The following is a 17,842-nucleotide window of genomic DNA, read 5'->3' on the forward strand; positions in this document are numbered from 1 at the left end:
TCTATTTTATTTTTTGATAGATGTTGTACTCCTTGTCGATGACCTTAAAATTATCCATGATCTCATGCCTCATTAAAGTCTCTTTTGTACCTAGGCATAAAAATCCAAACAGTGCCAAGGATTGGTAAAACAGGTTGATGACATGTTCCTGAAGTTTGAGATCAAAGTAAATCAGCACATTTCTGCACGTTATTAATTGGAACTCATTAAAGACTTGATCGGTTGCCAGGTTATGGGTTGAGAACAGGATGTTTTGCCTCAGGTCATGGTTAATGATCGCTGCATCATATCTTGCCGTATAATAGTTGGAAAGACTTTCTGTTGAGTTGTATGCATTGAAGTTGTCAGAATATTCCTTGAATTTATTGATGGGATAGATCCCTTTTTTGGCAACTTCGAGCACTTTACTGTTGATGTCCGTTCCATAAATAAAAGCACGGTCACTTAGATTGTTTTCCTTTAACAGAATGGCCAGGGAATAAACCTCTTCACCGGTTGAACAACCTGCACTCCATATTTTTATCCTTGGGAAAGTCTGTAAGTAAGGGATGATATCCTTGTTGAGTTTGTTGAAGAATCCAGGGTCCCGAAACATTTCAGTCACATTTACCGTGACTTCCTGTATGAAATATTGCTGGAATCCCTCAACGTTGACCAATGCATTCTTTAAATCCACCATATCCATGTCCTCCAGGTTCATGATACGTTGGATTCTGCGTTTCAATGAAGAGCGAGTATATCCGGACAGATCAAAATCTGACACATTCTTCAATAGAAAGACAATTTCTTCTACTTCTGAAAAACTCAATTCATTGGAATCTCTTAACTCAGCCATACTTGCATTAATGATACTAATTTATCAAGGTCGATGGGTTTGCTCACATAATCGTTTGCTCCCAATTCAATGGATTTTTCCCGATCTCCCTTCATTGCCTTCGCCGTAACGGCGATAATAGGCAGGTCTTTAAATTTCTTGTTTTTCCTGATTTCTTGGATGGCCTCATAACCATCCATCTCTGGCATCATGATATCCATCAGGACGATGTCCACTTCCTTTTGCTCATCGTTAATGATGTTTAAAGCTTCCAGGCCGTTGTTGGCAATCTCAATCTGCATGTTATATTGCTGTAGCGATGAGGTCAATGCAAATACATTTCGCATATCGTCATCTGCTATTAGCACCGTTTTATGATCCAATGTGCTTGTTCCATAATTTTCTTTAGGACCAATCTTCTCTGGATGCTTGATCGGATTATATGCCGGAGCAGATAGCTTGTTTAAGAAAAGGTTTACCTCATCGATCAATCTATTGTTGGATTTACTTGATTTTAATACCATAGATTGTGTATGGCGCATGATTCTTTCGGTCTGCTCAGAGCTCAAATCATATGCTGTATTGATGATGACCGGAAGTTTCTCAAATTTTGGATTCGATTTGATGACATCCAACATCTCAAGACCGCTACCATCAGGCAGTTTCACGTCCAAGATGATACAGTCTAGATTCTTTTCCTGTTCAAGTTTTTTCAATCCTGATTCTACCGTGAAGGCTTGGATTACATTGATGTTCTGTTCAGCAAAAGCCTTTTTGATCAGGTCACTTTGGAATTCCTGATCTTCGATCAATAGGATCTTTTTAAGGTCCTTATTGATGTTGAGTTTAATGTTTTCAAAGGCTACTCCAATGCTTTCTCCAGTAACCGGTTTTGCCATAAAGCCTATAGCGCCACTTTCAAGGAAATCTTTCTTGTTGAAATTAGCTGCAGACATCATGTGGATCGGGATATGCTTGGTCGTCTCGTTTGCCTTTAAGGTTTTCAGGACTTCCCAGCCATCAGCCAATGGAAGCATCACATCCAGAATAATAGCATCAGGAATATTTTCCTTGGCCATCTGGATACCTGCAACACCATCATAGGCATTTAAGACATTGAAGCCAAATTCTAGAGCAAATTCCTTCAGGATATCCGCAAAATTAACATCGTCTTCAATGATCAGGATAGATTTCTTCTCTCTTACGACCTCTGCAATTGGTCCAGGTTCTACGACAGCTGCTGGTTTTGCTGCTGCTGTTTCCTTAATTGCTGGCGGAGTTGTTTTTATGGCTGCTTCTTTCGCAGGAGCTGCGTCTTTATATTCCGTAAATGGAATGATCAAGGTGAATTTACTTCCTTTTCCAGATTCACTTTCCAAGGTAATGCGACCGCCTAATAAAGAGGAAATCTCCTTCGAAATCGACAAGCCCAGACCTGTTCCACCATATTTGCGGCTTGTAGAGCCATCTTCCTGACGGAAAGCTTCGAATATCAAAGCTTGTTTGTCTTCTGAGATCCCTTTTCCATTATCGGAAACCGCAAAGTGTAAGTTTCCAGATTGTTTGATGATCTGCAGATTGATCTCTCCATTTTGATCGGTGAATTTGAATGCATTGGAAAGGAAGTTCTTTAATACTTGTTCCAAGCGGTATTCATCGGAAATAAATTGTTCCGGCGCCTTTTTAATATCGATGTTAAATCGGATAGACTTTTCTTTTGCCACCTCTTTAAATAGGGATTCAAGATTGGCAGCAAAATGTTTGCTATTGATGCTGTCCTTGTGGATCTCTACTTTTCCGGATTCAATTTTCGCTAGGTCTAAGAGTTCATTGATCAATTGCAGTAGGTCCGAACCTGCATTATGAATTACGGAGGCATATTTGACCTGTTCTTCACTTAGGTTGCTATGTTTGTTGTCCTGTAACAACTTGGCAAGGATCAAGATACTATTGAGTGGAGTCCTTAGTTCGTGGCTCATATTGGCCATAAACTCGGATTTATATTTACTTGCCTGCTCTACTTCCGTGATTTTCTGTTCTACGACAGTATGGGCATGATTAAGGTCGTTATTGCGCTTTTCAAGCTCCGCAGCTTTTTCGTTAAGCTCTTTATTGGCTTGAGAAAGTTCTTCCTGCTGTACCCGAAGCTCTTCTTCGGAAGCTTCCAGTAGATTGGTCTTATAAACCAGTTCTTCATTGGTTATTCTCAATTCTTCCTGTTGAGCTTCTAATTCTTCCGTTTGTCTTTGGGTTTCTTCAAGCAGGCCTTCAACTAAGGCATGGCTTTGACGGCTATGTAAAGCTGAACCTATAGAACGGCTAGTTCGGGTTAGGTAGCTGATGATGTTTTCTTTCTTGGAATCTGGAAAGGATCCGATGATCTCTATCAGAGCGATGCAATAATCTTCATATACCACTGGGAATAAAATCACGTCGGCTTCAATGGATTTGATTACCCCGGTTTTTATCTTGCTATTGCTGACGTCAATCGAGGATAGAATCTGCGGTTTTTTAGATTCTACGACCGATCCCAAAATCCCTTCGCCATGACGGAAGATCTCAATTTTATCTTTTGGGTCTAGGCCTTTTGAGTCACGTATCCTGAATTCATAGGAGTCGATCTTTCGGACATAAAATGCCCCAGCAAAAGAATTGGTCACTTCTGAGATCACATTCAGTGAAGTTTTGGCAATTTCAGATTCCGTAGAAACGCCTGAGATGTTATTATGGAGTTTGGAGGAATTGGTAAGCACCCAATTGACACTTTCCAGTTCTTCAGAGGTTTTGGTCAAGTTGTGGTTTAATTCCTTTTCCTTTCTTGTATTTCTTCGCAGGTATTCAAGAATACGCAGCGTTTGGATGAAAGCAAAGAATATACCTAATAGGGATAGGATACCAAAAACGGCGGTATACACCCTTGTGCTAGCAAGTTCTTTGGATTTTTTATCAGTAAGCTTTTTCCTGGCTTCAATCACATCATTTGTGAAGGAATTTCTAGCCTGATTTATTATCGTTTGTTCATTGGCTAGGGACTTAAAGATTTCGTCGGTTGACTCGGTGTTGAAATCGTGTTCGTTAGCACTAATGGAAGCCGTTATAGCTTTAATATGTTCCACAGACTTTGGTGGAGTCTGGTACAGCTCATTTGGACGTTCGATCTGTAAAATCAAGCCATGGATTTCATCTTCTAGTTGTTCCACTGTCAGGGGATCTGCACTTTTTTCCAGGTTCTTGTATTTGGAGAGTTTCTGGATATCAAGTTCCCATTCTTGGATGTTGTAGAATTGTTTTTGCGCCAGTTCTATATAACCGTTAATGGTCTCTGAATACTCGCGTTGTTTGTTCAGGAAATACCAATAGGAGAATATTATGATTAGATTAGCGACAATAATGCTGACTATAAATTGCCACTTTAATTGACTAAACTTATTCATGTTAGAATAGAATGTTAACTTTAAATTTCATAAGTATAAATTTCATTATCCAGCACAGAGATGTAAATAATGTTCTTCTAATTAAAACTTGAAACCACAATCAAGAGAAGTGATTAAATCGCGTTAGTTTTTAGAAAATTATGACAAAGGTAATGAACTAAATAAGAATCATTAGCACCATATATCTGTTTTATACTTAGTAACACTTGTTTTTCCATAATTTACTTGGTCCAATTCTATAAAATTGTCGAAATAATAAAATCTAAATTAATGATTTAAATTTTAATTTTGTCGGTATAAAAAATTAATAATTAGCGTTTTAAGAATGAATTCTGTATTAAAAAATATCGAAATCATTCCTTTTACCAATCGGTTGCTTGGTGTAACACCTAAATTTAAAAATAGTTTTTTATTGTTTATTAATTTTTTATAACCTTTTTTCGTTGAAATATCATGGATATTGAGGTAAAGCTGACATGTTCGGAATATTTTTTTATCTTTAAGAAGTCAGAAACAATATTAATCTAAAAATTAATGGATTCACCGATTCAATTAGTTCTAATCATTACTGGGTCAGTAATAGCTATTTTTTTCCTGTTGTATTTGTTGCCAGTAAATCTTTGGTTTACGGCCCAATTGTCGAATGTAAAGATCAGTCTTTTGAATTTAGTACTGATGAGATTGCGTAAGGTTCCACCATCCTTGGTGACCAATGCCATGATTACCTCGACTAAAGCCGGCTTGAAAATTACTTCCAATGAGATCGAAACCCACTATTTAGCGGGAGGAAATGTAAATAAAGTAATCAAGGCACTGATTTCTGCGGATAAAGCAAATATTCCTTTGGATTTTAAGTTGGCCACAGCCATTGACCTTGCGGGACGTGATGTTTTTGATGCGGTACAGCTTTCCGTAAATCCTCAGGTTATCAATACGCCTCCAGTTGCAGCCGTCGCAAAAGATGGTATTCAGTTGATTGCGAAGGCAAGGGTTACCGTTCGTGCAAATATCAATCAATTGGTCGGGGGTGCTGGTGAAGAAACCATTCTTGCCCGTGTCGGTGAAGGTATTGTGACAACAATTGGTTCCTCTGCCAACCATAAGGAGGTTTTGGAAAATCCAGACCGTATTTCAAAAACTGTTCTTTCCAAGGGATTGGATTCCGGAACGGCCTTTGAAATCTTATCCATTGATATTGCAGACATCGATATTGGTGAAAACGTAGGTGCGAAACTTCAGACCGATCAGGCCGAGGCAGACCTAAAAGTTGCTAATGCAAGAGCGGAAGAACGTAGAGCGATGGCTGTTGCAACCGAACAGGAAATGCGTGCGAAAGCTCAGGAAGCCAAGGCTAAGGTAATCGAAGCTGAATCGCAAGTTCCAATGGCTATGGCTGAAGCATTCAGAAATGGCAACTTGGGTATAATGGACTACTATAAAATGCAAAATATCCAAGCGGATACCGATATGAGAACATCTATAGCGAAGCCGCAAGGACCTGATAAAAAATAAATTATCTCAATCAATAAGAAAAGCCATGATTAAGAAAGTTTAGCGCTTTCTGAAATCATGGCTTTTTTTATGGAATTATGCAGGTTTATTAACGAAAAAACCCTGACGATGGGCGCCAGGGTTTGATACTAACCAATTATAAACCTAAATTATGAAAAGACAATTTTAATATAAATTCTACTTATCCTTCGAATTATGAAACAAAGGTACGGTGAGAATTAACATTTACAAAGAAATGTCGATAAAAAGTTTCCCTTGCAACCATTTTCTGACAATACCGTGATTTATCTGTTGCAACAAATAAAACTTTGGCGTAAATGAATTAACAATTCAAAATTTTGGTCTATAAAAAATATTTACTTTTGGAAATATCAATTGATTATGGTGCTTAAGAAATTTGCTGCAATCAAAGCAGTTGTTTTAGATGTTGACGGGGTCCTGACGGATGGCCGACTTTTGGTTACAGAAGCGGGTGAACAGTTGCGTTCTTTTTTTGTGAAAGATGGCTATGCCATGCAATTGGCAATTAAAATGGGTTTAGATATTTGGGTGATATCAGGTGGAAATTCCGAGGGGGTCAGAAAGAGATTGGAAGGTCTGGGTATTCAAGAGATACATTTAGGTGTAAAAAATAAAATGGATGTCATGACCCAACTTACCGAAAAACACGAATTGCAAATGGAGGATTTGATGTACGTAGGAGATGACATGCCAGATTATGAGGTAATGCAGGTAGTGGGAATCGCTGTCTGTCCTAGTGATGCCGTGGAGGATATCAAGACCATCTCGCATTACATGTCACCGAAAAAAGGAGGGGAAGGAGTTGTCCGTGATGTCTTGGAGAAAATATTGAAATTGAAAGGCCGTTGGGGCGTACAGACAGAAATAAAGAGTGTTTAATGATAGTCCAAGAGAAATTAAAAGCGATCCCAATCATCTTGGGTTCTAAATCACCCCGAAGAAAGGAGCTATTGAAGTCCATGGATATAGATTTCACGGTAGAGGTTCGGGAAACCGATGAATCCTTTGATGAAACCTTGTCTCCAGAAGAGGTCGTTCAACATATTGCAGAAGCAAAATTGGCGGCATTCCATGAACCTTCATTATATGATAAGTTAATTATTTGCGCTGATACCATTGTCGTGGACCATTTGTCTGCTGTAATAGGGAAGCCAAAGGATGCCGAAGAGGCTGTAGAGGTAATTACTGGCCTAAGCGGCAAGGCACATCTGGTCTTTACTGCAGTTGCCATGGCTTATCAAGGCGAGACAAAATCATTTGTTGAGGCGACGAAGGTATGGTTCAACAAATTGGAGAAAGAGGAAATCAATTATTATGTTAAAAACTATCAGCCCATGGATAAGGCAGGCTCTTACGGCATTCAAGAATGGATAGGCAGAATTGGTATTGAGAGAATTGAAGGTTCTTATGAAAATGTGATAGGATTGCCTACGGCCAGGTTGCAAAAGGAACTCAAGGAAATGTTTGCTGTATAAATCTAGCTTTAGATATTAAAATAAAGGGCGGAAAATTAATTTTCCGCCCCATTTATTTACATTTACCCTTACTTAATATGATATCTAATTCCTGTGTAGAACATTCTACCGGTCATAGGTCCCCAAAGCATGTTTGTGTCAAAATGTTGACCAAATGGTTGGTCAAACGCCAAGATTGGATCTTTTTGATAGAAGTTGCTTAAGTTTTCCCCACCGATATAAATATCAAAGTTTTTGTTCTTGCCCAATGTTTTGCTCACCTGAGCATTCATGGTTACATAGGCATCAGATTGACTTGCCAATTGATATTCTACTGGATTACTGCTGGTATTAGGCAATCTTTTCTTGCCCACTACGTTCAACGTATAGTCAAAATGCCAGCCTGAATGGGTATTGTAGGCTAGGTTCATGAATCCACGGTGCTTAGCAGTCAACGGTTTCTGTAGCTTTCCTGATTTATATTCTGTTTCCACATCGAGCATACGGTAAGCCATTCTGGCTTCGAAGTGTGGAGCGGGCATAAATCTGAATTCAGCCTGTAAGCTATTGGAGTATGATTTCCCGTCTAAGTTATAGAATGATACTTCACGAGGGTTTTCAAAATCAACGACCACTTGATTTTGGAAGTTGTTATGGAATAGTTCCACGGACACGCCAGATTCCCTTCCGAAAAGCTGGAAGCTTTGGTCAACAGTAAATCCTGTATTCCAAGATACTTCTGGTTTAAGTCCATAGGCATGTTCGCCACTAGCAAGGTTTGCCAATCCGTTGATAGCCCTGCTTGAGGCAAAGATACCTAGGTTTTCGGCAAAGATATTGGCAGTACGCTGTCCGCGACCTGAGCTTAAGCGGAGGGTAGTTCCCAGGATTGGCTCATAACGCAAAACTGCTCTTGGTGTAGTAAACCAACCATATAGATTGTTGTAATCCTGACGGATTCCCAATACAGCATCAAACTTTTCGCTAGGGCTGAAGGTGTATTCTGCAAATACGCCAGTTACAGCCTCTTTACGGCCAAAATTGTAGGCATAGTCATTGTTGGAATTTACGCGTTTCAGATCTTCATCATAGTGGTCATATTGAACAGAAGCTCCAACCTTATATTTGTGGGATACATCGCCGATGATATCCTGGAACAATAGGTTTGCATAATAGGAGTTTTGTTCATTATCGTAGGTGTTCAATCCAAAGAAACTTTCTTGTTTATATTGACTTGCAGATAATTGAAGCCCGATACTACGGTGTTTGTTTGTCGGGAATACATAGCCCAATTTACCAAAACCTTCAATTCTTTGGTTTTTGAATCCTAGACCATATTTATTGGTCGTCAATTTATCCGTATTCTCGTTGAATTCAATCTGTCCACCAATTCTATCATCGTGAAGGAATTTCACGCCGAACTGGGCAATGATTCCTTTGCCGTTTTCGAAATGCCAACGGTTTACACCTGAGAATAGGTTTCCTACTGGAATATCACGGAAGCCATTGTCACTGAAGTTCATTTTCTTGTTGTACATGAAGTTATCATGCAGCAATAGTCCTACTGACCATTTCTCATTGATATGATGCGAAAGGTTTAGATTGACATCGGTACGGCCCATATTGTTGGCGTAGGCATTAAAAAATAACTTCTCGCTATTATGGGGTTTCTTCAGTTCAACGTTGATTTGGCCAGCCATGTTTTCAAATCCATTGGCCACTGAACCAATGCCTTTGCTGATATTGATGGCTTCGATCCAAGTTCCGGCAATGCTGTTCAATCCTAAGGGAGAAGCGAAGCCTCTAGGTCCTGGTAGACCTTCAACGGTAAGTTGTGTATAGATACCAGCAAGTCCTAGCATTTGGATCTGTTTACTGCCCGTTACGGCATCGCTGCTTACTACATCCACGGAAGCATTCGTCTCAAAGCTTTCACTTAGATCACAACATGCCGCCTTGAAAAGTTCTTTCGCCGTGATAGTCTCTACACGGTTTGGGGTCAATTTAGAAATGTAATTGGATTTCTGTCTTCTAGTGACCACGATTTCCTGTAAAGTGTTGTTCTTTGCCTGTACAACGAGGACTTCATGTAGGTTTTTTACCTCGATGGTATCCCCCTGCATACTGGCATGTGAGATCACTAACTTTCTATAAGGCTTCTGGTGCATGATTTTGAAAACGCCATTTTCATTGGTCTTAACCTTTTTGCTCGGGTTGTCCAACCAGAAAATGGTAACTTCGGTAATAGGGGTCAAATCCCCTTTTTCACTTTCATTAACTACGACTCCAGTAACCTCATGGTCATGGTCGTGGTTATGTCCGCCATCGTCATCGTGATTGTGTTCTTGGCCTTCCTCATGCTGATGGCCTTCCTCCGCATGGTCATGGTCATGGTCGTGGTCATGCTCCTGCTCTGCATCCATTCTAGGGTACAGACAGCATTCATGTAATTCTTCATAGGTGGCATCCGGTGCACGGAATTCTTTGGTGTCATGACCGGCTTCAGCGATTCCCTGTTTAATTTTATCTAAGGAATTTTTGCTGGAATCATAGGTTACAGTAGCAATACCAGTACTGCTATCCCATTCAATGGATTTTGCGCCGGCATCTTTGCCCGCAGTCTCGATCCGTTTCTTACACATGGCACAATTGCCAGAAACTTCAAATTTCTCGGTGTTAATATTGTTTTGGGCGAACAGTCCTGTGCCCACAGCTATAAAAATAAATACTAATAAATATCTAAATAAGTGCATAGTTCATCGTAATTAATAAAAATTCAAAAAGTCTAGATTGATTTTGAAAGTTTATTTAATCAAATGATGAATGTGCAGTTGAGAAGGTATACAGAATGGGATTCTGCGAATAGAGAGGGTTTGAAAGGATTGGGTTCTTCGGGTTTATCTTCAATGATTTGTACCCAATGATTGATAATCCAAGGGATCAATACGATAGCCGGAGAAAAGTCGAAAGTACTGCCAAATAGCATTTTTGAACGCAATTGATCACTTTCGGTAGTCAATTCTAAATTTACTTTGGAATCTTGACAGGTATGGTCATCTTCACATTGGCTGTTGGTTTCCAGATCATCGGCATGATCGTGGTCTTGGTGCAAATTGCTGCACATAGGGCAACTGTCATGTGATACTTTGGATTCCTCAAGAACCGAGAACATGGTACTTTTTCCACAATGGTGCATATGGATAGTAGCCCCTGTACTGCATACAGAATAAATCAATAGTAAGCATATGGCTACAATTTTTCTCATGTCGGTTTCAAATATAGGAAACTAACACTGAATATGTGGATAATTAATTGTAATTTTTTCTTGTCAAAAGAATTCACACTAATTATATTCGAATTGACTTATTACTTTATAAACCTTTGACTTATGGAAACTTTAGCTGCACATCCAAATCTGTTGTATTTGGGCTTGGTAAGCCTAGTATCAGCAGGAATCTTGGTAATTTTCCTATTCAACAAAATTCTGAGAAGAGTTAATTAAATAAAAAACCTGATTCAACTGAATCAGGTTTTTTTTCTATCCTTTAATGGAGGAAATGAAATCTGGTATTTTCTCCAAGTAGTTTTCCTCTGTCAATAACTTGACAAATGCAGTTCCTACAATGGCGCCATTGGCATATTTTGTAGCTTTTTGAAAGGTGTCCTTATTGTGGATCCCAAAACCTATCACGACAGGGTTCTCTAGCTCCATATCCTTAATCCTCTGGAAATAGCTTTCTGATTGTTCCTGAACATTTAATTTTGTTCCAGTGGTCGCATTCGAAGAAAGGAGATAAATAAAGTTTGTCGAAAGAGAGTCGATTTTTCTAATTCTGTCGGCAGATGTCTGTGGGGTTACCAAAAAGACATTGCTCACTTGGTTCTCTTCAAATACTCCTTGGTACAGCTCTTCATATTCATACATTGGAAGGTCAGGGATGATCGTGCCGTTCACTCCGACCTCCTTGCAGGCTTTGCAGAAGTTCTCAACGCCATATTGAAGGACGGGATTCACATAACCCATTAGAAATACTGGGATACTGACTCTTTTTCGTAGATCCTTCAATTGTTCGAACAAAACCTTTAAGGTCATGCCGTTTTCCAGTGCTACTTCTGAACTATGTTGGATGGTAGGTCCATCGGCAACCGGATCCGAGTAGGGGAATCCAATTTCAAGGAAATCCGCACCTGCTTTTTCCAGTGCTTCTGCAATATCAATGGTGCTGTCCAGCGTTGGGTAGCCAGCGGTAAAATATATAGATAGCAATCCGTTTGCCTGTTTGTTAATCTTTATCATGTTATAAACCGAAATATTTCATGTAATTGTCCAAATCCTTGTCGCCACGTCCAGAAAGACAGATGACCACAGTTTCGTCTCCTTTAAAGTTCATTTTCTCTAGGTGAGCCAATGCATGCGAACTTTCTATAGCCGGAATGATACCTTCTAATTTTGTCAATTGTAGTCCTGCCTGCATGGCTTCATCATCTGTCGCACTCACATAGGAGCCGCGACCGGATTTGAAAAGCCAAGCATGTTGGGGGCCAATTCCTGGATAGTCCAGTCCGGCCGAGATGGAATAAGGTTCGATGACTTGGCCATCTTCCGTTTGCATCAGGATCGAACGGCTGCCATGTAGTACACCTTCATTTCCTAAAACCGTGGTCGCGGCGGATTCTCCACTGTCTACACCATGGCCAGCAGCTTCAACAGCAATTAATTGTACATCTTCATCATCTAAAAAGTGATAAAACATGCCTGCTGCATTTGACCCGCCACCTACGCAGGCCATAACAATATCTGGTGTTTCCTTGCCTGTTTTTTCTAATAATTGTTTTTTTGTTTCTTCCGAAATAATGGACTGAAACCTTGCCACCATATCTGGATAAGGATGTGGTCCTACCACGGAGCCGATGATGTAATGCGTGTCGACAGGGTTGTTTATCCAATCTCTCAAAGCTTCATTGGTAGCATCTTTCAGGGTTTTGCTCCCTGATGTGGCAGCTACTACTTTTGCACCCATCATCTTCATTCGGGCTACATTGGGAGCCTGTCTTTGGATATCGATCTCGCCCATATAAACCACACATTCCAAGCCTTTCAGGGCACATACGGTAGCCGTGGCCACACCGTGCTGCCCAGCGCCAGTTTCTGCAATGATACGCTTCTTGCCTAGTTTCTCGGCAAGCAAGATCTGTCCGATGGTATTGTTGATCTTGTGCGCTCCTGTATGGTTCAGGTCTTCACGTTTCAAAAATATTTTGGCATTGTATTTTTCCGAAAGACGTTGAGCATGATATAGGGGAGAGGGTCTGCCTACATAATCACGTAATAAGTATTCAAATTCTTCCTTGAAAGAAGGGTCTTCCATTATTTGCAAGTATTGGTTTTGCAATTCTTCGACATTTGGATAAAGCATTTCAGGAATATAGGCCCCGCCGAATGGTCCATAGTATCCTTTATTATTTACTTGATATTTGCTCATTTCTGATGGTTTTCAATGCTAATTTTAATTTTTCTATATCTTTTAGGCCAGGTTCGATTTCAAATTTTGAATTGAGATCCAGGCCGATCAGTTTCAAGTCTTCAAAGTTTACGGCTTCCTGTAAGTTTTCCAAAGATAGCCCGCCACTTAAGAAATATGGCGTATCGTAGGGGTACTCTTTTAGTTTTTGCCAATTGAAGGTAACTCCAGTGCCGCCATAAGCTGGGCTCTTGCTGTCAAATAGGAAGTAATCGACCTGCCCAATATATGGTTCCAATTGTTTCCAATCAAAGTCTTCATCAATTCCAAAGGCTTTGATGACTTCCAAGCCTTTGGCCTTTAATGCTGCAGCAAGCTCAACTGGTTCAAGTCCATGTAGTTGGATGCTGTTCAGGTTGAATCTTTCAGTCGCATCCATGATTTCGGCAAAGTCGGAATTTACAAAAACTCCTGTTTTTTTGATGTCATTTGCCATGGAAATATTAACCAGGTCTCCAACATATCGTGCTGATTTCTTATAGAAGATATGCCCAATATACTGGATAGGAAGCTCAAGGAGTTGCAAAATGTTTTGCTCTTCCTTCATGCCACAGACCTTTACTAATAGTTCCCTAGCCATTTATCAAAGTTTTAAAGCTTTTCAAGGCCTTGTGACCCAATAGGGACTCTTCTGCCTCGTAATAACAGTCTGCAAAGCTTTTTTCTGGATGGAAGGTTTTTATTCCAAAAGCTGCATTGGTTAAGACGACATTGTTCTGGATGTCATTTCCTTCACCCTCGATAATCTGTTTGAAAATCTTTGCCGCATCTTCGATGGATTCACCACCTGCAAGATCTTGTGGAGCTACTGCCGTAAAGCCAAGCTCGTCCACCGTATAGTAGTTCTCCCCTTGATTATTGATTACCTTGAAGTCGCCCGTCAAGGAAATTTCATCATAACCATCCATGGCATGCATGATGCTGTATTGTTTGTCGGTGTTTTGATAGAGGTATGCATAGAGCCTAGCTAATTCCAAACTAAATACTCCAACCGATTGGAATTTCGGGTTTGCAGGATTGGTCAATGGTCCCAACATATTGAAAAAGGTCTTCACCGCTAAAGCTTTGCGGATTGGCGCTACGGTTTTCATCGCTGGGTGAAACAATGGGGCATGTAGGAAACAGATGTTGGCTGTTTCTAATTGTTTCTTTAGAACATCTTTGTCAGCAGTAAATGTATAGCCCAAGTACTCCATAACGTTGGAGGATCCGCAACTGGATGATACGCCTACATTGCCATGTTTGGCAACATGGTAACCAGCGCCTGCCACCACAAATGAGGCAAGTGTGGAAATATTGAAGGTGTTTTTTCCATCACCTCCGGTTCCACACATATCAATCAGGTCAAAACCATTGAAGTCTAATTTATTGCAAAGGTCATACATCGCGTCTCGGAAACCGCCTAGCTCCTCCACTCGGATACTGCGCATTCCATAGATGGTCATAAAGGCAGCAATCTGATGAGTATCGTATTTTCCAGTTGCAATGTTCGTCAGGATATCGTAAGCCTCTTTTCTGCTGAAGGACTTGTATTCAAATAGATGCGCTAAAATTTCTTTCATATTTTTTTCAATAAAAAAGGGCTTGCCGAAAAGGCAAGCCCACTATTATTTAGTTCTTTAATTCAACCAATAGGTGTCTGCCACAACATTATTTGTTGTGCCACCACCAAGCTGTATTGAATTGTACTGTTTTCATCGTTAGTTCAACAAATATCCAAGATGTTTTTGAGAATTGCAAGAAATCCTTTCAAAAAATGATTTTTTGTTAATAAGTGACAAAGTGAGCCATTTCATTCCCTTTGGATACCAAAGTAAATGATCCGATTTTATCCCCTTCTACGTAGACGCTGGTAACCAGTCTGTTCTTGTAATAAACGAAGAACATATTATCTACATCCAGATCTTCTGGATCGATATCACGAACCTCCTTACGAGGAAGTTCAGCGTAGTTTTTGATTTCTATCTGTTCAATATTTTTACTGTTTAGGTTCAGTCTGATTTCTTCCAAACTGACTTCTAAATAGTCATATAGTTCATCGGAAGGTTCATTCACGATGACCCATTTGCTCAGGATGACATCCAAAGCGATTTCATTATCATTCAGATCGTAGATGAAGTCTGTTGCGACATCCCTGCTATTGACAGCATATTCTTCGGTTCGATCATCTCCATGTTCAAACTGTGCGAAGCTGATCGTTGGGCTGAGAAAAAGCAAGAAATATAGTAAGTAATGTTTCATTCAGTAAATTTTATTGTCGTTCTATGGACATAAAAAATGCAGAAAGGATTAATTTGTTTGGAGGTTTGCAACATATAATCCCCATGATATTAAAAAAGCGCCCTTCTTCAAGGCGCTTTCTATACCGATTTTAATATTCGTCTTCGTTGAAAAAGAAATCATCTTTTGTTGGATAATCTGGCCAGATTTCCTCAATGTTTTCATAAGGTTCACCATCATCTTCCAACGCCTGAAGATTCTCAATTACTTCAACTGGTGCTCCAGAGCGAATCGCATAATCAATTAATTCGTCTTTTGTCGCTGGCCATGGAGCGTCTTCTAAATGAGAAGCTAATTCAAGTGTCCAATACATATCTCTTTAATTAAGTTTCACGTTTTCGCAAAAATAATATTTAATTTAACTAATGCAAGGAAATTATCTTTAATTCTTTGTTAACAGGTATATTTCGCAGAAAATCAACGTTTTAAAATGAAACATTTCTTAAAATCAACTCCCTTGATTCCATACTTTTTTCATTTTTTCATAGACTTCTATTTCAATAGAGTCATATTTTTGACTTGAACTGTTGTCATATGTAATCGGTTTGAGTACCGATATTTTTATGACGCCTGGTTTTGAACCAAATCTTCCGCCATCATCCCATAAGATCTCCCATGCATTATGGATGACAACAGGGAGTATTGGAATGTTGTTCTCAATGGCCATTTTAAAGGCGCCAGCCTTAAATTTATGCAATACAGGTGGGAATTCTTCATCAATCTTCCCTTCCGGAAAGATAACAACCGATTTACCCTCATGTAGCAGTTCAGTGGCTCTTTTAAAAGCCTTGAAAGCTGAAATCTTGCTCTGACGGTTGACAGGGATGTCGATCGATTTAAAGAAAATACGTGTGACGGGATTCTTTAACAATTCAACCTTTCCAATAAAAGAAAATTCCTGCGGACAAAGGTAGGTGAGTGCTGTAATATCTAATATAGAGGTATGGTTAGGGCAGATGATGTAGGGTTTGCTCCAGTCGATTGCTTCCTCATATTCTATTTTGAACCTGATGCCTACTAAATGAACACTTAAGATGGAAATCCATTTCCTAAACCAAACAATGGAGGAGTAATGTTTATTGGGGTTCTTAGAAAGGAAATATAAAAAAGGAAAACATATTGAAAAGAAAAAAAGGACGGATATGAAATATAATAACCTATGTATTTTCTTTAAAAATATTAACATATCTTCCTTAAACGTCTTTTCTGATGGTATAAAAATATAAAAAGCTTCACAATCGTGAAGCTTTTTATTTTATTTACTTAGTTCAGCATAATATTTATGGAACAATGGAATAGTTTCAATTCCTTTTAAATAGTTTTCAATACCGTACTTTTCATTTGGAGAGTGCAGGTTATCTGAATCCAATCCAAAGCCTAAAAGCACTGTTTTGATGCCCAATTCTTTTTCAAATAGGGCAACGATTGGAATAGATCCACCACCTCTTGTCGGGATAGGTTTTTTATTAAATGTTTCTTCCAATGCTTTTTCAGCAGCTTTATATGCGATGCTATCAGTAGGAGTAACTACTGGTTCACCACCATGGTGGGGTTTAACCTCTACTTTTACAGATTTAGGAGCGATCTTTTCAAAATGTTCTTTGAACAATTTAGTGATACGCTCTGAGTTTTGATTAGGGACCAAACGCATAGAGATCTTTGCGAAAGCTTTTGAAGGCAATACGGTCTTTGCTCCTTCACCAATGTAACCACCCCAGATACCGTTTACTTCCAAAGTCGGACGGATACCAGTACGTTCGATAGTAGTGAACCCTTTCTCACCCCATAATTCTTGAACACCTAAATCATTTTCGTATTCCTGAACATCAAAAGGCGCTTCGTTCAAAGCTTTTCTTTCTGCATCAGTCAACTCCAATACATCATCATAGAAACCTGGAATCGCGATGTGGTTGTTTTCATCATGCAACGAAGCGATCATCTTTGAAAGAATGGTCGCAGGGTTAGCTACAGCACCACCATACACACCAGAGTGAAGGTCGCGGTTAGGACCAGTAACTTCAACTTCAACGTATGAAAGACCACGCAATCCTGTTTCTAATGAAGGATTTTCAAGACTGATCATGGACGTGTCCGAAATAACGATTACATCAGCTTTAAGGCGTTCTTTGTTTGCATTGACAAAGATGCCCAGATTTGCAGAACCTACTTCTTCCTCTCCTTCGATCATGAATTTAACATTACATGCCAATTCATTTTCTTTCATCATATATTCAAAAGCTTTAACGTGCATATAGAACTGACCTTTGTCGTCAGCAGCACCACGAGCGTAGATTTTACCGTCTCGAACAGTTGGCTCAAATGGAGGAGTTTCCCAAAGTTCAATTGGGTCTGCCGGTTGCACATCATAATGTCCATAAACCAAAACTGTCGGTAAACTTGGGTCGATGATCTTCTCCCCATATACGATTGGATAGCCTGCAGTTGGACAAATCTCAACGTTGTCTGCACCAGCATCCTTAAGTTTTTGAGCTACAAATTGTGCGGTATTGATTACACCTTCCTTGAACTGTGGGTCAGCACTAACTGATGGAAAGCGCAATAATTCAAATAATTCTTCTAAGAAGCGATCTTTGTTTGCTTCTACATAGTCTTTGATTTTTTGCATTTCAAAAGTGTTTTTACAAAGGTAATGAAATAAATTTTACAAGAGCTGTAACTTTTTCTTTCTCCCGACGACATATGTTTACATAGATTTTCAATAAATGAAATCTCGTTTTTTAAAGCATTGTGTTAAATGATTGTTAAAGATCTTTTAGTTTTCTGTTATTTCTCACAATAGTGATA

General features: G+C 39.4%; 15 protein-coding genes. 3 read left to right on the forward strand and 12 right to left on the reverse strand.

The window, feature by feature from the left end:
• Nucleotide 1: 1 nt before the first annotated feature.
• A complete protein-coding gene (locus tag ACWIB3_RS01835) occupies nucleotides 2-835 on the reverse strand; it encodes a CheR family methyltransferase (protein ID WP_185215955.1) in 834 nt (277 codons plus the stop codon).
• Entirely contained in the window at nucleotides 823-4,248 is a 3,426-nt protein-coding gene (locus tag ACWIB3_RS01840; RefSeq protein ID WP_454290733.1) for a response regulator, read from the reverse strand. The genes ACWIB3_RS01835 and ACWIB3_RS01840 overlap by 13 nt, the downstream gene beginning before the upstream one ends.
• Nucleotides 4,249-4,782: 534 nt before the next feature.
• On the opposite strand from ACWIB3_RS01840, the gene floA reads away from it, so the two are divergent.
• The 3 genes from floA to ACWIB3_RS01855 all read left to right on the forward strand — a co-directional run bounded on the left by floA (nucleotide 4,783) and on the right by ACWIB3_RS01855 (nucleotide 7,256).
• Complete coding sequence (gene floA / locus ACWIB3_RS01845) at nucleotides 4,783-5,760, forward strand: flotillin-like protein FloA (RefSeq protein ID WP_185211185.1); 978 nt, start codon at nucleotides 4,783-4,785, stop codon at nucleotides 5,758-5,760.
• 381 nt (nucleotides 5,761-6,141) lie between these two features.
• Nucleotides 6,142-6,660, forward strand: coding sequence for a KdsC family phosphatase (locus tag ACWIB3_RS01850; protein ID WP_313260844.1), 519 nt, complete (start codon nucleotides 6,142-6,144; stop codon nucleotides 6,658-6,660).
• Complete coding sequence (locus ACWIB3_RS01855; protein WP_454290734.1) at nucleotides 6,660-7,256, forward strand: Maf family nucleotide pyrophosphatase; 597 nt, start codon at nucleotides 6,660-6,662, stop codon at nucleotides 7,254-7,256. The genes ACWIB3_RS01850 and ACWIB3_RS01855 overlap by 1 nt, the downstream gene beginning before the upstream one ends.
• A 68-nt stretch (nucleotides 7,257-7,324) precedes the next feature.
• Here ACWIB3_RS01855 and ACWIB3_RS01860 read toward each other — a convergent pair whose 3' ends face one another.
• The 10 genes from ACWIB3_RS01860 to ACWIB3_RS01905 form a co-directional block, all read right to left on the reverse strand.
• Entirely contained in the window at nucleotides 7,325-9,988 is a 2,664-nt protein-coding gene (locus ACWIB3_RS01860) for a TonB-dependent receptor domain-containing protein (protein ID WP_454290735.1), read from the reverse strand.
• Between the two features lie 59 nt (nucleotides 9,989-10,047).
• The gene (locus ACWIB3_RS01865) at nucleotides 10,048-10,500 is read right to left on the reverse strand and encodes a hypothetical protein (protein ID WP_454290736.1); all 453 of its coding nucleotides are present in this window, start codon (nucleotides 10,498-10,500) and stop codon (nucleotides 10,048-10,050) included.
• Nucleotides 10,501-10,773: 273 nt separating this feature from the next.
• Nucleotides 10,774-11,532, reverse strand: coding sequence for a tryptophan synthase subunit alpha (gene trpA, locus ACWIB3_RS01870; RefSeq protein WP_454290737.1), 759 nt, complete (start codon nucleotides 11,530-11,532; stop codon nucleotides 10,774-10,776).
• Nucleotide 11,533: 1 nt separating this feature from the next.
• Nucleotides 11,534-12,718: a tryptophan synthase subunit beta gene (gene trpB / locus ACWIB3_RS01875; protein WP_185211175.1), complete on the reverse strand. Its 1,185-nt coding sequence runs from the start codon at nucleotides 12,716-12,718 to the stop codon at nucleotides 11,534-11,536.
• Nucleotides 12,696-13,337: a phosphoribosylanthranilate isomerase gene (locus tag ACWIB3_RS01880; RefSeq protein ID WP_185211173.1), complete on the reverse strand. Its 642-nt coding sequence runs from the start codon at nucleotides 13,335-13,337 to the stop codon at nucleotides 12,696-12,698. The genes trpB and ACWIB3_RS01880 overlap by 23 nt, the downstream gene beginning before the upstream one ends.
• Nucleotides 13,330-14,319, reverse strand: a complete 990-nt coding sequence (trpD, locus tag ACWIB3_RS01885; RefSeq protein ID WP_454290738.1) for an anthranilate phosphoribosyltransferase — start codon at nucleotides 14,317-14,319, stop codon at nucleotides 13,330-13,332. Before trpD ends, ACWIB3_RS01880 begins: the two co-directional genes overlap by 8 nt.
• Before the next feature lie 205 nt (nucleotides 14,320-14,524).
• Entirely contained in the window at nucleotides 14,525-14,998 is a 474-nt protein-coding gene (locus ACWIB3_RS01890; RefSeq protein ID WP_185215964.1) for a hypothetical protein, read from the reverse strand.
• Between the two features lie 130 nt (nucleotides 14,999-15,128).
• Nucleotides 15,129-15,350, reverse strand: coding sequence for a DUF2795 domain-containing protein (locus ACWIB3_RS01895; protein WP_002996718.1), 222 nt, complete (start codon nucleotides 15,348-15,350; stop codon nucleotides 15,129-15,131).
• A gap of 135 nt (nucleotides 15,351-15,485) precedes the next feature.
• A complete protein-coding gene (locus tag ACWIB3_RS01900; protein ID WP_185211167.1) occupies nucleotides 15,486-16,223 on the reverse strand; it encodes a lysophospholipid acyltransferase family protein in 738 nt (245 codons plus the stop codon).
• Between the two features lie 69 nt (nucleotides 16,224-16,292).
• Nucleotides 16,293-17,663 carry a dipeptidase gene (locus ACWIB3_RS01905; RefSeq protein WP_185211166.1) on the reverse strand — a complete coding sequence of 457 codons (1,371 nt, stop codon included), beginning with the start codon at nucleotides 17,661-17,663 and terminating at the stop codon, nucleotides 16,293-16,295.
• Nucleotides 17,664-17,842: the final 179 nt, after the last annotated feature.

This window comes from Sphingobacterium sp. NPDC055431 (assembly GCF_053644255.1).

Excerpts from the sequence above, each read along its gene's own strand:
- ACWIB3_RS01835 (WP_185215955.1), bottom strand. The coding sequence starts at position 835 with ATGGCTGAGTTAAGAGATTCCAATGAATTGAGTTTTTCAGAAGTAGAA.
- ACWIB3_RS01840 (WP_454290733.1), bottom strand. The coding sequence starts at position 4,248 with ATGAATAAGTTTAGTCAATTAAAGTGGCAATTTATAGTCAGCATTATT.
- floA (WP_185211185.1), top strand. The coding sequence starts at position 4,783 with ATGGATTCACCGATTCAATTAGTTCTAATCATTACTGGGTCAGTAATA.
- ACWIB3_RS01850 (WP_313260844.1), top strand. The coding sequence starts at position 6,142 with ATGGTGCTTAAGAAATTTGCTGCAATCAAAGCAGTTGTTTTAGATGTT.
- ACWIB3_RS01855 (WP_454290734.1), top strand. The coding sequence starts at position 6,660 with ATGATAGTCCAAGAGAAATTAAAAGCGATCCCAATCATCTTGGGTTCT.
- ACWIB3_RS01860 (WP_454290735.1), bottom strand. The coding sequence starts at position 9,988 with ATGCACTTATTTAGATATTTATTAGTATTTATTTTTATAGCTGTGGGC.
- ACWIB3_RS01865 (WP_454290736.1), bottom strand. The coding sequence starts at position 10,500 with ATGAGAAAAATTGTAGCCATATGCTTACTATTGATTTATTCTGTATGC.
- trpA (WP_454290737.1), bottom strand. The coding sequence starts at position 11,532 with ATGATAAAGATTAACAAACAGGCAAACGGATTGCTATCTATATATTTT.
- trpB (WP_185211175.1), bottom strand. The coding sequence starts at position 12,718 with ATGAGCAAATATCAAGTAAATAATAAAGGATACTATGGACCATTCGGC.
- ACWIB3_RS01880 (WP_185211173.1), bottom strand. The coding sequence starts at position 13,337 with ATGGCTAGGGAACTATTAGTAAAGGTCTGTGGCATGAAGGAAGAGCAA.
- trpD (WP_454290738.1), bottom strand. The coding sequence starts at position 14,319 with ATGAAAGAAATTTTAGCGCATCTATTTGAATACAAGTCCTTCAGCAGA.
- ACWIB3_RS01890 (WP_185215964.1), bottom strand. The coding sequence starts at position 14,998 with ATGAAACATTACTTACTATATTTCTTGCTTTTTCTCAGCCCAACGATC.
- ACWIB3_RS01895 (WP_002996718.1), bottom strand. The coding sequence starts at position 15,350 with ATGTATTGGACACTTGAATTAGCTTCTCATTTAGAAGACGCTCCATGG.
- ACWIB3_RS01900 (WP_185211167.1), bottom strand. The coding sequence starts at position 16,223 with ATGTTAATATTTTTAAAGAAAATACATAGGTTATTATATTTCATATCC.
- ACWIB3_RS01905 (WP_185211166.1), bottom strand. The coding sequence starts at position 17,663 with ATGCAAAAAATCAAAGACTATGTAGAAGCAAACAAAGATCGCTTCTTA.